The organism is Brevibacterium sp. FME17 (assembly GCF_014897515.1).
Lineage (GTDB): Bacteria > Actinomycetota > Actinomycetes > Actinomycetales > Brevibacteriaceae > Brevibacterium.
In genome coordinates, this window is sequence record NZ_JABUYD010000003.1 from 150586 (window position 1) to 167794 (window position 17209).

Here is a 17209-nt window from a genome sequence, read left to right on the forward strand (position 1 = left end):
GGGCACTTATTTGTCCCCCGTGGCGCCACCGGCAAGACTGAACTCTAGCATGTGTGGCAGGTCACCAAATGAAGTTGCCATCCACTGACCATTCACCTAGCATTTTGCGATAAGGAAATATACTTTCACATCTCGGAAGTAGTGAAACCGATCCCTCACGTTCAGTCGACCACCCGAATCGCCCATCGCGGCAACGGGCCCGAGGCTGTCACTCAGGGAGGAACTCAACGGAGAGATAGATGTCGGCATCTCAGCAGGCTCCTAAGAACACGCGAACGGAATCGACTCGTCCGGAGGATGAGAGACTTCCGGTCGGCACCTCATTCGCCTACGGTCTACAGCACGTACTGACCATGTACGGCGGCATCATCGCCGTCCCCCTCATTATCGGCAAAGCAGCCGGCCTCGATGGCGGCGGGATCAGCGTACTCATCGCCTCCTGCCTGTTCGTCGGCGGCTTGGCCACCATTCTGCAGTCATTCGGCGTTCCCTTCTTCGGCTCACAGCTGCCTCTCGTCCAGGGAGTGTCCTTCGCCGGAGTCGCCACAATGACGTCGATCCTCGCTGGAGGTGACGGACTGCCGGAGGTCTTCGGTGCAGTCCTTGTCGCCTCGGTGATCGGCCTCATCGTCGCACCAGGTTTCGCGCTCATTGTGAAGTTCTTCCCACCTGTCGTCACAGGCACCGTCATCACGACGATCGGCTTGTCCCTCATGCCGGTGGCCGCCGGTTGGGCAATGGGCGGAAACGCCGAGGCCCCCGATTACGGCAGTGGCCGCAACATCCTCATCGCCGTCGGCACACTCGCGATCGTCCTCGTGCTCAGCCGAATTCCCGTGGCGATGGTTTCTCGACTCTCGATCCTCTTGGCCATCGTCGTCGGGACGGTCGTCTGCGCGATCTTCGGCTGGGCCGACTTCTCCCAGGTCCTCGATCGAGGAATCTTCGCATTCCCGGAGCCCTTCGCCTTCGGTATGCCGACATTCTCAGCGGCCGCCATCGTCTCGATGTTCATCGTCATCATCGTGACCTTTGCAGAGACCACCGCTGACATCATCGCTGTCGGCGAGGTCGTGAAGACCAAGGTCGACTCCAAGCGCATCGCCTCGGGCCTGCGCGCAGACATGCTGTCCTCGGCAGTGTCACCGATCTTCAACTCCTTCACCCAGTCAGCCTTTGCTCAGAACGTCGGACTTGTGGCGATCACCGGGGTGAAGTCCCGCTTCGTCGTCACTGCCGGCGGTGCCATCCTCGTCGTCCTCGGCCTGCTCCCGGTCATGGGCGGAGTCGTCGCCGCGGTTCCCTCTCCGGTACTCGGCGGCGCTGGCATCGTCCTCTTCGGCACCGTGGCAGCCTCGGGCATCCGCACCTTGTCCAAGGTCGAATACGAGGGCAACCTCAACATGATCCTCGTCGCCGTCGCCCTGGCGTTCGGCATCATCCCGGTCGTCGAGCCCGAGTTCTACAGCTCGTTCCCATCCTGGGTCGGCATCATCCTCCAGTCCGGCATCTCCTCGGCCACTCTGATGGCTGTGCTGCTCAACCTGGTGTTCAACCACATCGGTGTGAAGAACAAGGACCGCACAGATCGTTCGGTGTTCGTCGCAGGCACCGGCCGAGCAATCCGCAAAGACGAACTCGAACGACTCATCAACCGCGAGGCTCTTCTCGCGGAGGGCGACACCGTAAAGGACGGAAAGATCGTCGACTGCAACGGTGAGGAGATTCCTGTCGTCACCGACCATCAGCACGAGAAGGTTGTGGAGGCGATCAACAAGGGCGAGGCGCAGACTCAAGATGACGTGCGCCGAGTGATCAGAGAGACCGAAGACTGACACCTGTCCAACTGAACGGACGACCCAGCTCCATAGTCTCGTCGTCCCGCAGCTCAGTCATAGCCGCCGGTGGTGGTGCATACGCACCCAGCACTGGCGGCTTACTGCTGGAACCTGAGGCTCAGAAGGGCGGCGGGCCACCGGAATCCCAAATCCACTCGTCTTCGCTCGCGTGATCGCTGAGCATCGAGCTGTTCTTCACCCATCCGGCTTGCCCATTGGCAGCCGCCGGCCCTGGACATTCCTGAGACGTTCGCTTCTCCCCGTGCCAGGGCTCGCCTGCGGGCCGGCTTTCCGGTTTCGGTGGATCAGACGTGGTGACGGGCTGCTGCAACTCAGCGAATATCTTCGCGTGAGCGGCATTGATCGGATGGTCTCCGGCCGCAACTTCGGCGCTCATGCCGTGTCGGAAGACGTACTGCACGAAACCCGATCTATTCATCCGTACCGAGTACTTACGATCTGTCTTCGCCTGATGGTGCAGCTTGCACAGCGGGTGGAGATTACCGAATCGAGTAAGCCCACCGGCGGCCGGATGATCGTAGTCGAAGGGGACGATGTGGTCGATCTCAGTGGTCTCCGCTCTGCGCGTGCAACCGGGAATCGTGCATGACTGCCATTTCGCAATCAGAGTCTGGCGAACATTTGCGGGTATTTGGTAGGTCGTAGCCTTGGCGTCGACCGGTGTACCGCTGGCCGGGTCTGTGAGAATCCGAGTCCAGGACTTCGCGTGTTGGGCGACGCGTCGCGCGGTATCCGCTGGAATCGGAGAACCGTCAGAGAACGTTCCGGGGAGTTCGGCAGAGCCTGCGAGGGTGAGGAAAGGGACCGTCGTGATCATCTTTGCCTGCGAGTCCAGCCACTGCTCGTGAGTAGGCATCGTGAGAACGACTTCCGCTCCTCTCGCAGCTTCACCAGCGTCTGCGTCACCTCTGCTGTCTGATTCGCAACCGCTGGCGTTGTCAGCAGAAGCCCCGGTGACACTCTTATTCACGGCATTGACGACGGACGCCGGAGTCGGAGGCTGCTCAGCAGACAGATCAAGGGGAATGTCGCGTGTCGACGTCTCCCCCGTCGTCGTATCGGTCGAGGTGACTTGAATGCTGAGCTGGGGAACGGTGCGAGTGAGGATGTCGAACATCAGCGCATCAATTCCCCGGTCATCGTCAATCGCGGTGCCCGGCTCAAGTTGGTCGCTGAATGCTGCGATATTCCCGGAGCGTATCGCTCGTGCGAAAGCTGCTATCCGCAGATAGCACGCCTGGAGTTCGGGAGCCGGTCCAGACAATGTGAGGAACGCGGTCCCATCGGCAGTGGTCGTGATGGAGACTCGGCGACGCTTGCTCGCCTCTTCCATACGCTCTTCGAGGGGTTCGAGGGCGGCGATCTTCATCCCCAAGGACTTCTTGAAGGTTTCAATGGTGATGTCGGGGCGACGCTGCGCAAGGTAGTCATCGATGAGAGGAAGATTCTCGAACTTCACGTCCCGGCAGGCATGAGCAGTGGCGTGGACGTGCTCGATGGTGAAGTCACCGGCGAGGCAGCGCGCAAAGAATTTGGGCAGTCCGTGGAGGAGAATCATCGCTGAAGTTATCTGCGCAAATGCTCGTGCGGTCGTCGTGCCCAGAACTGTAGTGAACTCCGCGATGTCTTCAGCTTGGGAAAGGTCGTGCACCCAGCCGTAGAAGGTCTGGTCCAGCCTGAAGCGAGGAAAGGACGGAAGTTGCTTCTTCCGATTCTTGGCCTTCGAAACTTTGGACGAACGACGGTCATGTTGGAACCTGCGGACGGTCTCGGCGATCGTCGCGTGTGCATATGGCTGGCCGGGCCGAGGGTTGTAGAGGCGCAGATTCTCTACGGTTTCGTTGAAGAACAGTTCGGCAGAGACATCCAGTGCCGACAGCTGCGCCTGGTCGCTTGCGGCAAATATCTGAGCGGCATCGGCGAAAGGAGAATCCGCATCGATGCGGAGGCGACGAGGATTTCCAACGAAGTCACGTGCAGGTTCGGATTCGGTTCTGTCGGAATCGGAAGGAAGCTTCACGGGTGGTCACCTGATCTTCACGTCGCTGTGTGTGCCTACCTCAATTCTAGTCGCAGTCATCGGTGGTTAACATCACAATATGATCACAAACAGTGGTTTAGTTCGAGAATGATTCGATCACATCGCTTTATTGACCTGGATGTCTGAGCGACTTTCACTGAGCAACCTATCCGGGCGCACCTCCCAGCAGGCCCGGCGAACTCCGTCCAGATCCAGCAATATCAGCGCAGGAGCAACCCCGGCAGCTGCTGCATCTCGGTGAAGATCTCATGGACTCCCACGTCTTCGAGCACTTCGGGCCGTTGGTGGACTGGTGAGTCAGGGCAGAACCCGAGCACGTGTGCGCCCGCCGCCACTCCCGCTTTCACACCGGTCGGTGAATCCTCAATCACTGCTGTCTCGGCAGGATCGACGCCGAGAGCATCGGCGGCCGCCAGATACACATCCGGAGCCGGCTTCGACTGCGGCAGCTCCATACCGGAGAAGATCCGGCCGTCGAAGACGCCGAAAAGTCCAATCTTCTGCAGCTGCAGGTTGATCTTGGGACGGTCAGCGCTCGATGCAACCGCGAGCCGGCCGGGGTAGGCGGCGTCAAGGGCACGAACCGCCTCGGCGACTCCCGGAATTGCTTCCAATGAAGCCTCGAGAGCGTCATTGCGACGCTCACGGAACTCGCTGAGCCACTGCGCGTCGATGCGGACTCCGGAATGTTCCTCGATGACGTCGGCCTCATCGCGGAGCATCTTCCCGACGAACCGGGAAATGCACTCCTCCCGCGAGATCTGCCACCCCATTTCATTGAGCATTTCCCACAGAACCGTGTTCGTGAGGCGCTCAGAGTCGACGAGCACTCCGTCGCAGTCGAACAACACAGCGGCATACTTCGGGCTCAGATTCATACTCCGATTCTGCCATTCGGCACTGACCCAGCTGCCGCCGCCCTCGGTCTCGAGCCGCCCCGAGTGACCTCAGATCGGTCGTGGAACACCCAGCCTCAGATCAGCCGAGCGAAAGCGTGGATGCCGAATACAGGATGGAGGTGGAGGCGAGCGCGCAGACGATGATGACCAGCGCGAACAGACTCAGCCAGGCGCCCGCGGGCAGGCTGGAGCCCTGGGCGAGGATGTAGGCGTCGGACTGCTGGATATGGCGCCTGCGGGTGTGGACTCTGATGACCTTGACGAGGTCCTTGAGCGAGCCGATAGCCAGAGCTGTTCCCAGGCCGGCGACGAACACGGAGATCCATTCGATCGGCAGGAACACGACGACGAGCTGCGCGGCCACAGCCGTGACCACCGCGATCAAGGCGCCCGCGAGGTTCCGGATGAAGATGAGCGCAACAAGCAGGATGAGGGCACCGACCGACAGCGCCAGAGGAGCCCAGCCCTGAGTCGCCGAGGTGATGAGGACCAATCCGAGGACGCCGGGTGCCGGATATCCCCAGAAGCCCGACCAGGTCGCGGAGAAGCCGACCTTGCCGAAGGAGTTCATCTGTCCGGAGTGGTCGAAATTCAGGGAGATTCCCTTCACGACTCGACCGGTCATCAGCGCGGCGAAGGCGTGGCCGAGTTCGTGCACGAAGGTGACGAACATGCCGAAGAAGCGCCAGATTCCGGGCGTCAGCGTGACGAGAAGAGGAATGCCGATGACGAGGAGCAGCTGCACGGCATCGGGCTCAAGGCCGTCCTGGCGCCCGAATCCGGACGTGATGGCGTCCCACCATGTCGATAGGCCTTGATTCAGATCCACGCGGGCACCGCCGACATCGTCCGCACCACAGACAACTGCTGCTCATTCATAGCGGCCCAGTCTATGAATTGAGTCTGAGTGGAGTCTTCAGGGTCCCCTCCGCCCGACGTCTCCCCGCCCGACATCTCCCCACCCGGCACCCTTCACGTGATCGAAATCTCCGCGTCAGCCCCTTACCTGCGGTTCAGTCGCGACCATAGAATTCTTCTGTGCCGACCACCGACGCTCTTCTCGCTTTTCTCGCCGCCGCCCTCATCATCATCGTGATCCCGGGGCCCACAGTGCTCTTCGTGGTCGGCCAATCACTGTCTCATGGACGACGGTCGGGCCTGACGAGCGTACTCGGCGGCAGCGTCGGCATCATCCCGCTCATTGTGGCCGTGGCTTTCGGAGTGGGCACGGTCGTCGCCCAGTCGGTCGTGATCTTCACGATCGTCAAGATCCTCGGCGCCGGCTACCTCGTGTACTTGGGTGTTCAGGGCATCCGTCATCGCAAGATCGGCAACGAGGTGCCCGAGGACCCGACACTCGCCACAAGCGGCGACTGTGAGGTGGATTCCTTTGTCCCTGCCGGACGCGAACTCAGCTACCGCTCAATGTTCATGCAGGGCTTCATCGTGGGCATCTCGAACCCGAAGACCATCATCTTCTTCGTCGCGGCCCTCCCGCAATTCGTCTCGATCGAAGCCGGACATGTGCCGCTGCAGATGATCATCCTCGGTCTCTTCTTCCAAGCCCTCGCCCTGTTCTCCGACGGCTCCTGGGCATTCATCGCCGGAACGGCGAGAAACTGGTTCGCTCGCTCGCCGAGGCGGATGTCGCGTATCCGTGGAATCGGCGGCGGCATGCTCATCGGCTTAGGCGGAACCCTGGCCTTCGCCAGCCAGTGAAAGTGTTCGGTGCCAGCCCGGTGACACCGTTCGGATCCAGCCGGTGACACCGTTCAGTTCCAGCCGGTGACACCGTTCAGTTCCAGCTGCTGACGCTGTTCGGCGTCAGTCACCGACTCAGCCGACCAGCTGCTGCGTCTGGGAATCGAAGACTCGGACCTGAGTGGGGTCGATATGGACGGTCAGCCGCTCACCCCGGCGGGGCACTCCGCCCTTGCTCAGGCGTGCAACGAAAGGTTTGTCCCGCAATCGCAGGGGATCCTGATTCGGGGTGGTGCCGTAGACAAAGGTGTCGGAGCCGAGCTCCTCGACGAGGGAGATCTCGAGGTCGAGTGGGCTGGTGCCCTCACCCGGGGTCACGGAGAAGTCCTCAGGACGGACTCCGAGCACGATCTCGTCACTCGAGTCTGGAAGATCCGAGCGCAGAGGCACGGTGATTCCAGAACCGCTCGCACTGCCATCGGCGTTCCGCGTTGCGGAAATGAGATTCATCGTCGGGGATCCGATGAATGCGGCGACGAAGAGAGTAGCCGGAGAGTTGTAGAGTTCCCGCGGGGTACCGATCTGTTCGATGTGCCCCTCGTTCATCACCACGACCCGATCGCCCATCGTCATCGCCTCGGTCTGATCATGCGTGACGTAGACCGTGGTGACACCGAGCTTGCTCTGCAGCGCCGAGATCTGCGCGCGCGTCTGCACTCGCAGCTTCGCATCGAGGTTCGACAGGGGCTCGTCCATGAGAAACACCTTGGGACGTCGGACAATTGCGCGCCCCATCGCCACCCGCTGACGTTGACCGCCGGAGAGAGCCTTGGGCTTGCGCTCGAGCAGATCTTCCAACTCCAACATCGCCGCAGCCTCGGCGACCAGGTCCCGTCGTTGCGCCTTGGGCATACCGGCATTCTTAAGAGCGAACTCCATATTCTCCGAGACAGTCATATGGGGATAGAGGGCATAGGACTGGAACACCATCGCCACGTCCCTCACCTTGGCGGAGACATCGGTGACGTCTTCACCGTCGAAGAGAATACTGCCGACGCTCGGAAATTCGAGTCCTGCCAGCATTCGCAGCGTTGTCGACTTGCCACATCCCGACGGTCCGACAAGGACGAGGAACTCACCGTCGACGACGTCGAGATCGACATCTGAGACAGCAGGACGGTCCGTGCCCGGATAATTCAGCCCCACACCGCTCAATGAAACGTTGACCATAGACTTCCTTCACTCGCCTCACCGTTGAGAACTGCTTCCTTAGAAAACCAAACTTAGAGCATAGTCTTGCACGAAAGTATGATAAACAATACGCCAAAATGCTCGATTTGGCCTCAATTGCATCACTGATGCGATTACATACTTGACCTGTGACCCTACTCACTACATACTTTCATTCATTGCATCTGTTCTGGTCAATGTGACGAGTCGACGGCGACTGGGACATCGGATACACCAATTCTGGTCACGGAGAACAGCATATGAAGAGAACACGCAGCCTTGGCATCCTCGCCGCCGCTGCAGCCCTGTCGATGACGATATCTGGCTGCGGTTTCGGAGGATCCAGTTCCGACGGCGATACAGACAAGACCACCTTGGACTTCCTCGTACCCACGTATTCCGACGCAACGAAGGGACTGTGGGAGGACGTCATCAAGGGATTCGAGAAAGAGAACGACGACATCAAGGTCAATCTCGAGGTGCAGTCCTGGGACAACCTCGAAAAGGTCGTGTCAACGAAGATCCAGGCCGGCGAGGCTCCCGACATCTACAACGGCGGCCCCTTCACCGGCTTCGCCTCTGACGACCTGCTCTACAAGGCCGAAGAGGTCACGAGCCCCGAGACCATGTCGGACTTCGACGAGGGATTCCTCAAGAATGAGACTCTAGACGGCACGGCCTACGCCGTCCCCCTCATCGCCTCGGTGAGGGCACTGTTCGTCAACAACGAACTGCTCGACAAGGCCGGTGTGAAAGAGGCACCCAAAGATTGGGACGAGCTCCTCTCCGCGTCCAAGAAGGTCTCCAAACTCGGTGATGGGGTCGCCGGATACGGCATGCCGCTGGGATCCGAGGAAGCTCAGGCCGAAGCCGCAATCTGGCTGTGGGGCGGAGGAGGCACCTTCGGCGACGAAAAGAAGATCACGATCGATTCCCCGGAGAACAAGGCGGGTGCCGAGCAGATCAAGAAGATGATCGATGCCGGTGCAACGCAGGATGACCCGGGATCCTCTCAGCGCACGCCGCTCCTCGACATCTTCGTCCAGGGAAAGATCGGCATGCAGGTCGGCCTTCCCCCTACAGTCGGCCAGATCGAGGAGTCCAACCCTGACCTCGACTACTCGGTCGTCCCGATCCCTACGAAGGACGGATCGGCGATGACCCTCGGCGTCGGTGACCAACTCATGGCGTTCAAGAACGACGACGACAAGGCCGAGGCGATCACCAAGTTCTTCGACTACTTCTACACCACCGACAACTATCTCCCCTGGGTCGAGGCTGAGGGCTTCCTGCCCGTGACGAAGTCCGGTTCGAAGAAGCTTGAGTCCGATGAGGACCTCAAACCCTTCCTCGACCTGCTGCCCGATGCGAAGTTCTACCCGTCGACCAACTCGAAGTGGTCTGCCGCGGACGGTGCGTTCAAGTCACTCTTCGGTGAACTCGAATCCAAGCCGGCCGCTGATGTCCTCAAGCAGATCCAGGATCAGGTCGACGAAGGGTGAGTCGCGCGACCTCCGACTCGCAGTCGGGTTCAGACGTCGGCACCATCGGCGGCCGGGACACCGCTGATGGTGGCGTCACTGAACGTGGCGCTGCAAACCGCGGCACCGCTGATCACGCCGCCAAGCGCGGCACCAGCAAAATCGGTGCAGCTCGTGGGGGCAGAGGTGTCGTGCGTGGTCAGGTCGGCTGGAAGGACACGCTGCGGGCCCTGCCTTGGCTGGCCCCCGCGCTCATCCTCATTGTCGGGGTCGTGTTCTTCCCCGCCGGGCTGATGTTCTTCAACTCAACCAGGGACCTCGCGATTTCTGGTCTCGACAAAGGCTCGGTGGGCTTCGCCAACTACGCCGAGGTGTTCGGCTTCTCTCAGTTCTGGCCGATCATCTTCCGAACCTTCGTGTGGGTCGTGGCCGCTGTCGGTCTCACCGTCGTGATCTCCCTGGGTCTTGCACAGGTGCTCAACAAGGCATTCCCAGGTCGCCAGCTGGTCCGCATGGCCGTGATCATCCCGTGGGCCGCCTCGGTGGTGATGACGACCATGGTCTTCTACTACGGCCTCGAACCGTATTTCGGAGTGATCAACAAGTTCCTCGTCGATATCGGCTTCATCGAAAATTCGACCGGATACGGATGGACGAAGAACCCGACGACTGGATTCATCTGGTCAATCGTCATTGCGATCTTCGTGTCTCTGCCGTTCACGACATATACCCTGCTGGCGGGGTTGGCCACGGTGCCCGTCGATACGGTCGAGGCTGCGAAGATGGACGGCGCCGGCCCCATCCGCACGTATTTCGCGGTGGTCCTGCCGCAGCTGCGTGGCGCACTCAGCGTCGCTGTGCTCATCAACATCATCAACGTCTTCAATTCGCTGCCGATCCTCAAAGTGATGACCGGGTCGATCCCCGGGTACGGCGCGGACACGATCATGACGCTCATCTTCAAGTACATCGAGCTGCACCGAAAGGTCGATGTGGCCAGTGCCCTGTCCGTCATCGCCTTCCTCATCGTGATCGTCGTCGTCATCGTCTACGTCAAAGTCGTCAAACCCATGCGAGAGGTCTGATATGGAAGCTGCACCGACTTCTCCTGCCACCACCTCGGCGATGCACAATAGCGGCGGATCAGGATCCAGGTCTGGACCGGTTCCGCGCACCCGCCGCTACACCGCCGACAAGGTTCCCCTGGGCACCGTGATCCTGCGTATGGTCGTCGGGTTCTTCATCCTCGCGGTCTTCGTCCTGCCCTACCTCATCATGTTCTTCGGTTCAGTGAAGACGAAGTCGCAGATCAGGTCCGTCGATCCGACGTATTTCCCACAGGAATGGCACTGGGAGAACTTCGTCGACATGTGGTCGACTCCGGAGACGCCGCTCGTGCAGAACATGATCTCGACGGTCATCATCGCGGTGTGCGCGACATTGCTCGTCCTCGCTGTCGCCCTGCCGGCGGCCTACTACACAGCGCGGTTCAAGTTCCCCGGGCGAATGGTCTTCCTCTTCCTCGTCATCGTCACGCAGATGCTGCAGCCGGCGGTGCTGACCTCGGGCCTGTTCCGTCAGTTCTCGATGCTGGGAATGAACGACACATGGGCGGCGATGATCGTGGTCAACGCCGCATTCAACCTGTCCTTCGCGACCTGGATCATGCACTCGTTCTTCGCCGGGATTCCGAAGGAGATAGACGAGGCTGCCCGCATGGACGGCGCCTCGCAGATGTCCGTTCTGTTCCGGATCAATCTGCCTCTCGTGTGGCCGGGCATCGTCACGGCGATCATCTTCACCTTCGTGGCGTGCTGGAACGAGTTCGCCGCATCACTTGTCATTCTCTCGACCGCGGGCAATCAGCCGATCTCCGTGGCCCTGACGAAGTTCGTCGGGCAGTACGAGACGAGCTGGCAGTACGTCTTCGGAGTCTCGATCATCGGCATTCTGCCGGTCGTGCTGCTGTTCATGCTCATCGAAAAGCGCCTCGTCGGCGGGCTCACCACCGGCGGCGTCAAGTAGGACGCACAACCGCCTCGGCGGCACAGCAGAACCGATCTATTCCCGCGTCGTCTCGGTGCACGCCCCCATGTCCGGTCAACACGAGATCCCACCCTCGCCGAGGTCGGCCCCAGGAAAGATGAGAGCCGCAGTGAGGAACGTCCCACACGCCCCACTCCTCCTAAGTGCCTGTTCCACGAGGTCGCACCCTTACCATAGGAAGTGCGCACCCCACGAAACAGCGCCCTTTCAACAAAGGAGTCCCCGTCTTGCCCCGTATTCGAGCTTTCGCCCAAGTCGATGTCTTCTCCAGCGAGCCCTATCGCGGCAACCCTGTGGCCGTGATCCTCGACGCCGACGGGCTGACTGATGAGGAGATGGCTCGGATCGCGAATTGGACGAATCTCTCGGAGACCACCTTCGTCCTCCCACCCAGCGACCCACGCGCCGATTACCGACTGCGAATCTTCACACCTGCCCGTGAACTCCCCTTCGCCGGCCATCCCACCCTCGGCTCGGCTGCCGCATGGCTCGAGGCCGGAGGCATTCCACACAACGAGGGAACCGTGGTCCAGGAGTGCGGTGCCGGACTCGTCAACCTTCGCCGAGGTGGCCAGACCTTATCCTTCGCCGCTCCCGACCCGATTCGCACCGGTGACCTCGACGAAGGCTTCGTCGAGCAGATCGCCGCCGCCCTCCACGTCGAGCGCGACGAGATCCTCGCTCACCAATGGGTCGACAACGGACCCGGCTGGGCCGCGGTGAGACTGGCGAGCGCGCAGCAGGTCCTCGACCTCCAGCCCGACTTCTCGCAGATTCCCGACACCAAACTCGGCGTGCTGGGCTCCCACCCCGACGACAGCGACCATGAGTACGAGATCCGTGCATTCGTCCCCGGCGCAGGCGTCGCCGAAGATCCTGTGACGGGCAGCCTCAACGCCTCGGTCGCGCAATGGCTCATCGGTTCGAGCCTGGCACCGTCGAAGTACACCGTCACCCAGGGCACGGCGCTGGGACGAGCCGGAGTCATCTCGATCTCCCAGGAAGACGGTGAAGTCTGGGTCGGCGGACCCACGACCGTGTGCTTCCGAGGGACGGCGTTCGCATGAGCCCTACAGGCAAGAAGCCGGTCACCGGGATCAGGCACAACAAACGCCATACGCCGGACAAGCCGCTGCGAATCTTCCACGGCCGAATGTACTTCGCCCTCCAGGCTCTCGCCGGCGCCGCCTGGTGGCTCGGTGTCATCACACTTCCAGCACTGCGCGATGCGACACTGGGCGGCCTCGACCCGCTGCTCGTCTCCATCATCGACATTCCGCTCTTCGTCATCGGCTCTGCCTTGGCGGCCCTCAACTTCCGCTGGGCCGTGTGGATCGCCGCCTCCTGGACCACTCTCGTTGCGGTCTTCATGGTCATCTATGCCACCGTCACCACCGAGGCGGGACTGGGCGCAGTCCTCATGGTGGCCGCCGCACTCGGCAGCGTCATCGCCGGGACACTCATGATCCTCGGCAAGATTCCGTCCGATCGGCTCATTGTCGGCCCATTCGCCTTCCGCAGCTCGCACACCCGCATCCGCGGCCAGCTGCTGGTGCGGACCACGATCCAACTGGTGATCTTCTGGGGCGTGTTCCTCGTGGTCCTGCCCGCGATCATCAACTCCTTCGAAGACCGCTGGAACCTGGCGGTGAAGTTCCCGATCCTCGTGATCGTGGCCGGCTTCGCCCTCCTTGCCCTCTTCAGCGTCCTGGGCGTGTGGTCGGCGCGGGCGGTGGCGAACTTCGGTTCAGGTACGCCGTTGCCTGCTGCGATGGCGAACCACCTCGTCGTCCGTGGACCCTACGCCTTCGTCCGGAACCCGATGGCGATCGCCGGCATCGGCCAGGGTGTGGCGATCGGCATCTTCATCGGCTCCTGGATGGTCATTGCCTACGCCCTGGTCGGATCCCTGCTGTGGAACTGGCTGATCCGTCCGCATGAGGAGACCGACCTGCGGCAGCGCTTCGGCGCCGAGTACGACGACTACGCTGCACGTGTCTCCTGCTGGGTTCCGCGCTTCTCAAGTTCGGACGACGACTCCGACGACACGGACGACAACAGCGACGACAATTCAGACGATGGTGCCGACGATGACTTCGGCGACAACTTGGGCGATCGCGACAAATAGAGCTCAGCTCGCATCGTGGACCGTCACCGCATAGCCGTCAGGATCGACGAAGGTGAAAGTCAGCCCAAAGGGACTCGGTGCGGGCGCACGCAGAATCTCGACGCCTGAGGCGGCGAGACTATCGTGCAGCGCCTGTGAGTCATCGCAGCTGAACCACAGTGCGACTCCGGTGCCTGGCCGCTCGACCGAGTCGAGATCAACATCGGGCAGCGGCTCACGAACGGCGAATGGTATCGGTGAGGTGGCGAAGAGAACTGCACCGGGAGGCGCTGTCGGCGCCCGCTTGAGTCCGATCTGCGTTTCGTAGAATTCGGCCGCCTTCTCTAAGTCTCGTACTTGAAGTGCGAGGAAATCCGGTCCTGTCACGGTCATGGTGATTCCAATCTCTTGTTACTGCTCTTATGTCAGTGTGCTGACATAATCAATGTATGTCAGAATACTTACATGAGTCAAGAGTCAAATACTCCCGGCGCCCTCGAAGCGATGATCGGCTACCAGCTCAAGCACCTGCAGTCGGTCCTGCGCTCACGCATGGACGAGAAACTGCGGCCTTTGGGCCTCTCAACCCCGCAGTACGCCTGCCTCGAGCTGCTGCGCCGGTCCCCGGGAGCGTCGAACTCCGAACTTGCCCGCGGGGCATTCGTCACCCGACAGACGATGAACACCCTGTTGGGAAGCCTGCAGGACCGTGGTCTTGTAACGCGTGCTGCGAAGGCCGAAACCGGCAGGGCCCTGCCGACGACCCTGACCACCGAGGGAAGCAAGGCTCTCGATCAGGCCGTCGAACGAGTCGAGAGGATCTCCGCACTCATGGTCTCCACACTCGATGACGAACTGAAGGCCCACCTCGGCGAGGCTCTCGACCTGTGCATCGGTGCCCTCGAAAACGAGGATTCGAAGAGCACACCTACGTGAGTTGAGACCGTCGAGCTTGAGGATTGAGGCCGCCGAGGCTCCCGTCCTCAACGCACCACGCGGTCGATCTCGTCCGGGTCGTCTCGCGAGGGCAGCAGGATCATGAGGACCAGCGCGAGGACAGCACCGATTCCGGCCCCGAGCGTATTCGTGATGAGATCGCTGATCGTGGCGTAGCGGGTGGGTGAGAGCAAGGTCGCCTGAGTCCCCTCGATCAGGCAGGTGAACACCGCGCCGGCCACCCAGCCGACCCACCAGCGCCTTCGGCCTTTGTGGAGTGCGATCAGGAATCCGAACGGAACGAACATGGCGACATTCGCCAGCTTTTCGACGAGCGTATAGGTCAGCCACGATGTCATCTGATGATCGGCGAAGAACTGGAGCAGCCTGCCGATCGGGCCAGCGGGGCTGACGTCGAGCTGGTAGGGAGTCAGCGTCATGAAGCCGATGAAGACGGTGTAGAGGATCAGCAGCACCAGGGGCATATCGCCCATCTGTCTCTGCCGACTCGCCATGCGGCTCAGACTACCGCCGATACCTGATGACAGCGCCCGGGCTGCGGTAATCCGCAATCCGTGTCCCAGCCCATTCAGCCGACGAATCGAGCGCTGAGCTCGTCAATCCTCTTCTCCCGGTCCTTCAGGTGCATGCGACCGGCTCGCTCGAGCAGGCCGATTCCGTGCAGTGCGCCCCAGAACACCTCCGTGCTGATGGGATCGCCGATGACGTCGGCCAGAGCGTCGAAGGATTCACGCAGCTCAGTCTCATTGCCATCTTGGGCAAAGCGCGCGTCGATCGGCTGTAGGAACATCGCCTCATAGACCGCGGGGTGGTCATCGGCGAACTCGAGGTAGGAGTGCGCCACGGCCGCAATTGCCTGCTTCCCAACCTTGCCGACAATAGCTGCTCGGCACCGATCTCTGAGGTCGACGAAGCCGTCGAGCGCGATTGTCAGCATGATCTCCGACTTGCCGCCGGGAAAGTGACCATAGAGGACCGGCTGGGAATATCCGATTGCCTCGGCGAGATGACGGGTGGTCACAGACGCCCACCCGTCGCTGTCGGCGCGCTCACGAGCGGACGCGAGAATACTCAGGCGCCGCTCTTCAGCGCGGGTGAGTAGGTTCGCCTGCGCCCGCTGCTTCGCATACGGCCGCTGCTTCGCCTGATCTGCCATAGTCCCCTCTTGTGCCTCGCTTCAACAAGGCATATTCTAGCACTGCTAGATTTCCTAGCAGCGCTAGGAGAGAGAGGATCTCCCATGACACCAGTTCTCGCCGTCATCACCGCGATAGTCGTAGGCCTCATGGTCGGAGTCGAGTTCGCGGTCGCCTTCGTCATCAATCCGATCACGCACCGCCTGCCGGTCGCAGCCTCGCTGGCTGCACGAGCGGACGGCGGGAGAATGATGGGACGAGCGATGCCTTTCTGGTACATCGGCTCGCTCGTCCTCTCCCTCGCCCTCACGGCAGTCTCGTGGGGCATGCCCACCGCCACCATGGCGCTCATCGCAACAGGATTGCTGGCCATCAGCGTGATCATGTCGGTTCTGCTGTTAGTACCCATCAACAACCGCTCACTGACGTGGACCGCAGAGGATCACCCCGAGGATTGGCGGGAACAGTATCGGCGCTGGGACAGACTGCATTACGTCCGCTTGGCAATCATCCTCGCTGCGTTCGTGCTTATCGCGGTCGCGGCCACAGCGCTCTGAAGTGAATAGGCTCCTCACTCCCGCCTGTCGAACACAGAAAAGGGGCCGCCGCGCGAAATAATCAGCGAAACGGCCCCTTGACCTCAGTTATCAGGCGAGCGCGGTCACCTCGGCGCCCTCGAAGTCCGCGGTGTCGATGACGGCGCGGAAGTACACGTCGCCGGCGACGACGCGCTCGTAGGTCGCATCCGCCTCGTCGATGCCGACGGTCTCGATCTTCGCCGCGATGTCGTGCTTCGCGCAGAAGTCGAGCATCTCCTGGGTCTCGGCGATGCCGCCGATCATCGATCCGGCCAGCACCTTGGAGCCGCCGATGACGGAGGCGAAGGACAGCTGCTGCTTCTCCGGAGGCAGGCCGACGACGGTCATGACTCCGCGCGGCTTGAGCAGGCTCAGGTATTTGTCGACGGGAATGCCGGCGCTGATCGTGTTGAGGATGAGGTCGAACTCTCCACGGTGCTGGCTGAAGAAGTCATCGTCTGTCGTGGCGAGCATCTGCTTCGCGCCGAGCTCGAGCGCCGCCTTCTCCTTATTCAGGGTGCGGGAAAGGACGGTGACCTCGGCCCCCATAGCGACAGCGATCTGGACACCCATGTGGCCGAGTCCGCCGAGACCCAGAACGGCGACCTTCTTGGGTGCACCGTCCTTGCTTTCGCCTGCACCCCAACGGTTGAGCGGAGCGTAAGTGGTGATGCCGGCGCAGAGCAGTGGGGCTGCGACGTCGAAATCGAGGGCGTCGGGAATGCGGCACACGAAGCGCTCGTTGACGACGACCTTCTCGGCGTAGCCGCCTTGGGTGATGGTGCCGTCGACGTCAGGTGCGTTGTAGGTGCCGACGCTGCCGTTGAGGCAGTTCTGCTCCTGTCCGGCGCGGCATTCTTCACATTCGCCGCAGGAATCGACCATGCAGCCTACGCCTACCCGGTCGCCGACCTTCCAACCGGTGACATCACTGCCGACGGCTTCGACGACGCCGGCAATCTCGTGGCCGACGGTCAGAGGGAAGCTCGCCTCACCCCATTCATTGCGGATGGTGTGGATGTCACTGTGGCAGATCCCGGCGGCCTTGATGTCGATGACCACGTCATCGGGCCGAGGATCGCGGCGTTCGATGTTCGCGACGCGGAAGGGCTCGTCAGGGCCGGTCTTCTGCAGTGCTTTGACGGTGAAGGTCATGAAAACTCCTCTGTGCTGT

The 17209-nt window shown here is 61.4% G+C and carries 17 protein-coding genes; 9 read left to right on the forward strand and 8 right to left on the reverse strand.

Going from position 1 to position 17209, the window contains the following annotated elements; genetic code table 11:
• Positions 1-239: 239 nt before the first annotated feature.
• Complete coding sequence (locus INT40_RS04330; protein ID WP_101570025.1) at positions 240-1835, forward strand: nucleobase:cation symporter-2 family protein; 1596 nt, start codon at positions 240-242, stop codon at positions 1833-1835.
• A 121-nt stretch (positions 1836-1956) separates the two neighbouring features.
• On the opposite strand, the gene INT40_RS04335 is transcribed toward INT40_RS04330, so the two are convergent.
• From INT40_RS04335 to INT40_RS04345, 3 genes are all read right to left on the reverse strand, one after another.
• Positions 1957-3879, reverse strand: a complete 1923-nt coding sequence (locus INT40_RS04335; protein ID WP_193095580.1) for an HNH endonuclease signature motif containing protein — start codon at positions 3877-3879, stop codon at positions 1957-1959.
• Between the two features lie 221 nt (positions 3880-4100).
• Positions 4101-4778, reverse strand: coding sequence for an HAD family hydrolase (locus tag INT40_RS04340; protein WP_193070922.1), 678 nt, complete (start codon positions 4776-4778; stop codon positions 4101-4103).
• Between the two features lie 100 nt (positions 4779-4878).
• Entirely contained in the window at positions 4879-5628 is a 750-nt protein-coding gene (locus INT40_RS04345) for a M50 family metallopeptidase (RefSeq protein WP_101570022.1), read from the reverse strand.
• 209 nt (positions 5629-5837) lie between these two features.
• Between INT40_RS04345 and INT40_RS04350 the strand changes: the two genes are divergently transcribed.
• Positions 5838-6518 (forward strand): LysE family translocator, encoded by a 681-nt coding sequence (locus INT40_RS04350; RefSeq protein ID WP_193070924.1) that lies wholly within the window; start codon positions 5838-5840, stop codon positions 6516-6518.
• A gap of 117 nt (positions 6519-6635) precedes the next feature.
• Here the strand turns inward: INT40_RS04350 and INT40_RS04355 are convergent, their stop codons facing one another.
• The gene (locus INT40_RS04355; RefSeq protein WP_101570020.1) at positions 6636-7730 is read right to left on the reverse strand and encodes an ABC transporter ATP-binding protein; all 1095 of its coding nucleotides are present in this window, start codon (positions 7728-7730) and stop codon (positions 6636-6638) included.
• 260 nt (positions 7731-7990) lie between these two features.
• Here INT40_RS04355 and INT40_RS04360 point away from each other — a divergent pair, with 260 nt between their 5' ends.
• The 5 genes from INT40_RS04360 to INT40_RS04380 all read left to right on the forward strand — a co-directional run bounded on the left by INT40_RS04360 (position 7991) and on the right by INT40_RS04380 (position 13385).
• Positions 7991-9232: an extracellular solute-binding protein gene (locus INT40_RS04360; RefSeq protein WP_193095581.1), complete on the forward strand. Its 1242-nt coding sequence runs from the start codon at positions 7991-7993 to the stop codon at positions 9230-9232.
• On the forward strand, positions 9229-10296 hold the full coding sequence (locus INT40_RS04365; RefSeq protein WP_319021934.1) for a sugar ABC transporter permease: 1068 nt from the start codon (positions 9229-9231) through the stop codon (positions 10294-10296). The genes INT40_RS04360 and INT40_RS04365 overlap by 4 nt, the downstream gene beginning before the upstream one ends.
• 1 nt (position 10297) lies before the next feature.
• Entirely contained in the window at positions 10298-11236 is a 939-nt protein-coding gene (locus INT40_RS04370) for a carbohydrate ABC transporter permease (protein ID WP_226830800.1), read from the forward strand.
• Positions 11237-11484: 248 nt separating this feature from the next.
• Positions 11485-12324, forward strand: coding sequence for a PhzF family phenazine biosynthesis protein (locus INT40_RS04375; RefSeq protein WP_193095582.1), 840 nt, complete (start codon positions 11485-11487; stop codon positions 12322-12324).
• Positions 12321-13385: a methyltransferase family protein gene (locus INT40_RS04380; RefSeq protein ID WP_193095583.1), complete on the forward strand. Its 1065-nt coding sequence runs from the start codon at positions 12321-12323 to the stop codon at positions 13383-13385. The genes INT40_RS04375 and INT40_RS04380 overlap by 4 nt, the downstream gene beginning before the upstream one ends.
• Before the next feature lie 3 nt (positions 13386-13388).
• Here the strand turns inward: INT40_RS04380 and INT40_RS04385 are convergent, their stop codons facing one another.
• Positions 13389-13757, reverse strand: coding sequence for a VOC family protein (locus tag INT40_RS04385; RefSeq protein ID WP_193095584.1), 369 nt, complete (start codon positions 13755-13757; stop codon positions 13389-13391).
• A 72-nt stretch (positions 13758-13829) separates the two neighbouring features.
• Between INT40_RS04385 and INT40_RS04390 the strand changes: the two genes are divergently transcribed.
• Complete coding sequence (locus tag INT40_RS04390) at positions 13830-14300, forward strand: MarR family winged helix-turn-helix transcriptional regulator (RefSeq protein WP_193095585.1); 471 nt, start codon at positions 13830-13832, stop codon at positions 14298-14300.
• A 47-nt stretch (positions 14301-14347) separates the two neighbouring features.
• On the opposite strand, the gene INT40_RS04395 is transcribed toward INT40_RS04390, so the two are convergent.
• Positions 14348-14815, reverse strand: a complete 468-nt coding sequence (locus tag INT40_RS04395; protein WP_226830801.1) for a VanZ family protein — start codon at positions 14813-14815, stop codon at positions 14348-14350.
• A gap of 74 nt (positions 14816-14889) precedes the next feature.
• On the reverse strand, positions 14890-15477 hold the full coding sequence (locus INT40_RS04400) for a TetR/AcrR family transcriptional regulator (protein WP_193095586.1): 588 nt from the start codon (positions 15475-15477) through the stop codon (positions 14890-14892).
• Positions 15478-15561: 84 nt separating this feature from the next.
• Between INT40_RS04400 and INT40_RS04405 the strand changes: the two genes are divergently transcribed.
• Positions 15562-16014 (forward strand): DUF1772 domain-containing protein, encoded by a 453-nt coding sequence (locus INT40_RS04405; protein WP_193095587.1) that lies wholly within the window; start codon positions 15562-15564, stop codon positions 16012-16014.
• A 90-nt stretch (positions 16015-16104) separates the two neighbouring features.
• Here the strand turns inward: INT40_RS04405 and INT40_RS04410 are convergent, their stop codons facing one another.
• Positions 16105-17190 (reverse strand): NAD(P)-dependent alcohol dehydrogenase, encoded by a 1086-nt coding sequence (locus INT40_RS04410; RefSeq protein WP_193095588.1) that lies wholly within the window; start codon positions 17188-17190, stop codon positions 16105-16107.
• Positions 17191-17209: the final 19 nt, after the last annotated feature.

Bases quoted from the DNA above. Each gene is read 5' to 3' on its own strand.
- INT40_RS04380 (WP_193095583.1), top strand. From the start codon at position 12,321: ATGAGCCCTACAGGCAAGAAGCCGGTCACCGGGATCAGGCACAACAAA.
- INT40_RS04410 (WP_193095588.1), bottom strand. From the start codon at position 17,190: ATGACCTTCACCGTCAAAGCACTGCAGAAGACCGGCCCTGACGAGCCC.
- INT40_RS04395 (WP_226830801.1), bottom strand. From the start codon at position 14,815: ATGGCGAGTCGGCAGAGACAGATGGGCGATATGCCCCTGGTGCTGCTG.
- INT40_RS04340 (WP_193070922.1), bottom strand. From the start codon at position 4,778: ATGAATCTGAGCCCGAAGTATGCCGCTGTGTTGTTCGACTGCGACGGA.
- INT40_RS04330 (WP_101570025.1), top strand. From the start codon at position 240: ATGTCGGCATCTCAGCAGGCTCCTAAGAACACGCGAACGGAATCGACT.
- INT40_RS04355 (WP_101570020.1), bottom strand. From the start codon at position 7,730: ATGGTCAACGTTTCATTGAGCGGTGTGGGGCTGAATTATCCGGGCACG.
- INT40_RS04390 (WP_193095585.1), top strand. From the start codon at position 13,830: ATGAGTCAAGAGTCAAATACTCCCGGCGCCCTCGAAGCGATGATCGGC.
- INT40_RS04370 (WP_226830800.1), top strand. From the start codon at position 10,298: ATGGAAGCTGCACCGACTTCTCCTGCCACCACCTCGGCGATGCACAAT.
- INT40_RS04360 (WP_193095581.1), top strand. From the start codon at position 7,991: ATGAAGAGAACACGCAGCCTTGGCATCCTCGCCGCCGCTGCAGCCCTG.
- INT40_RS04405 (WP_193095587.1), top strand. From the start codon at position 15,562: ATGACACCAGTTCTCGCCGTCATCACCGCGATAGTCGTAGGCCTCATG.
- INT40_RS04400 (WP_193095586.1), bottom strand. From the start codon at position 15,477: ATGGCAGATCAGGCGAAGCAGCGGCCGTATGCGAAGCAGCGGGCGCAG.
- INT40_RS04385 (WP_193095584.1), bottom strand. From the start codon at position 13,757: ATGACCGTGACAGGACCGGATTTCCTCGCACTTCAAGTACGAGACTTA.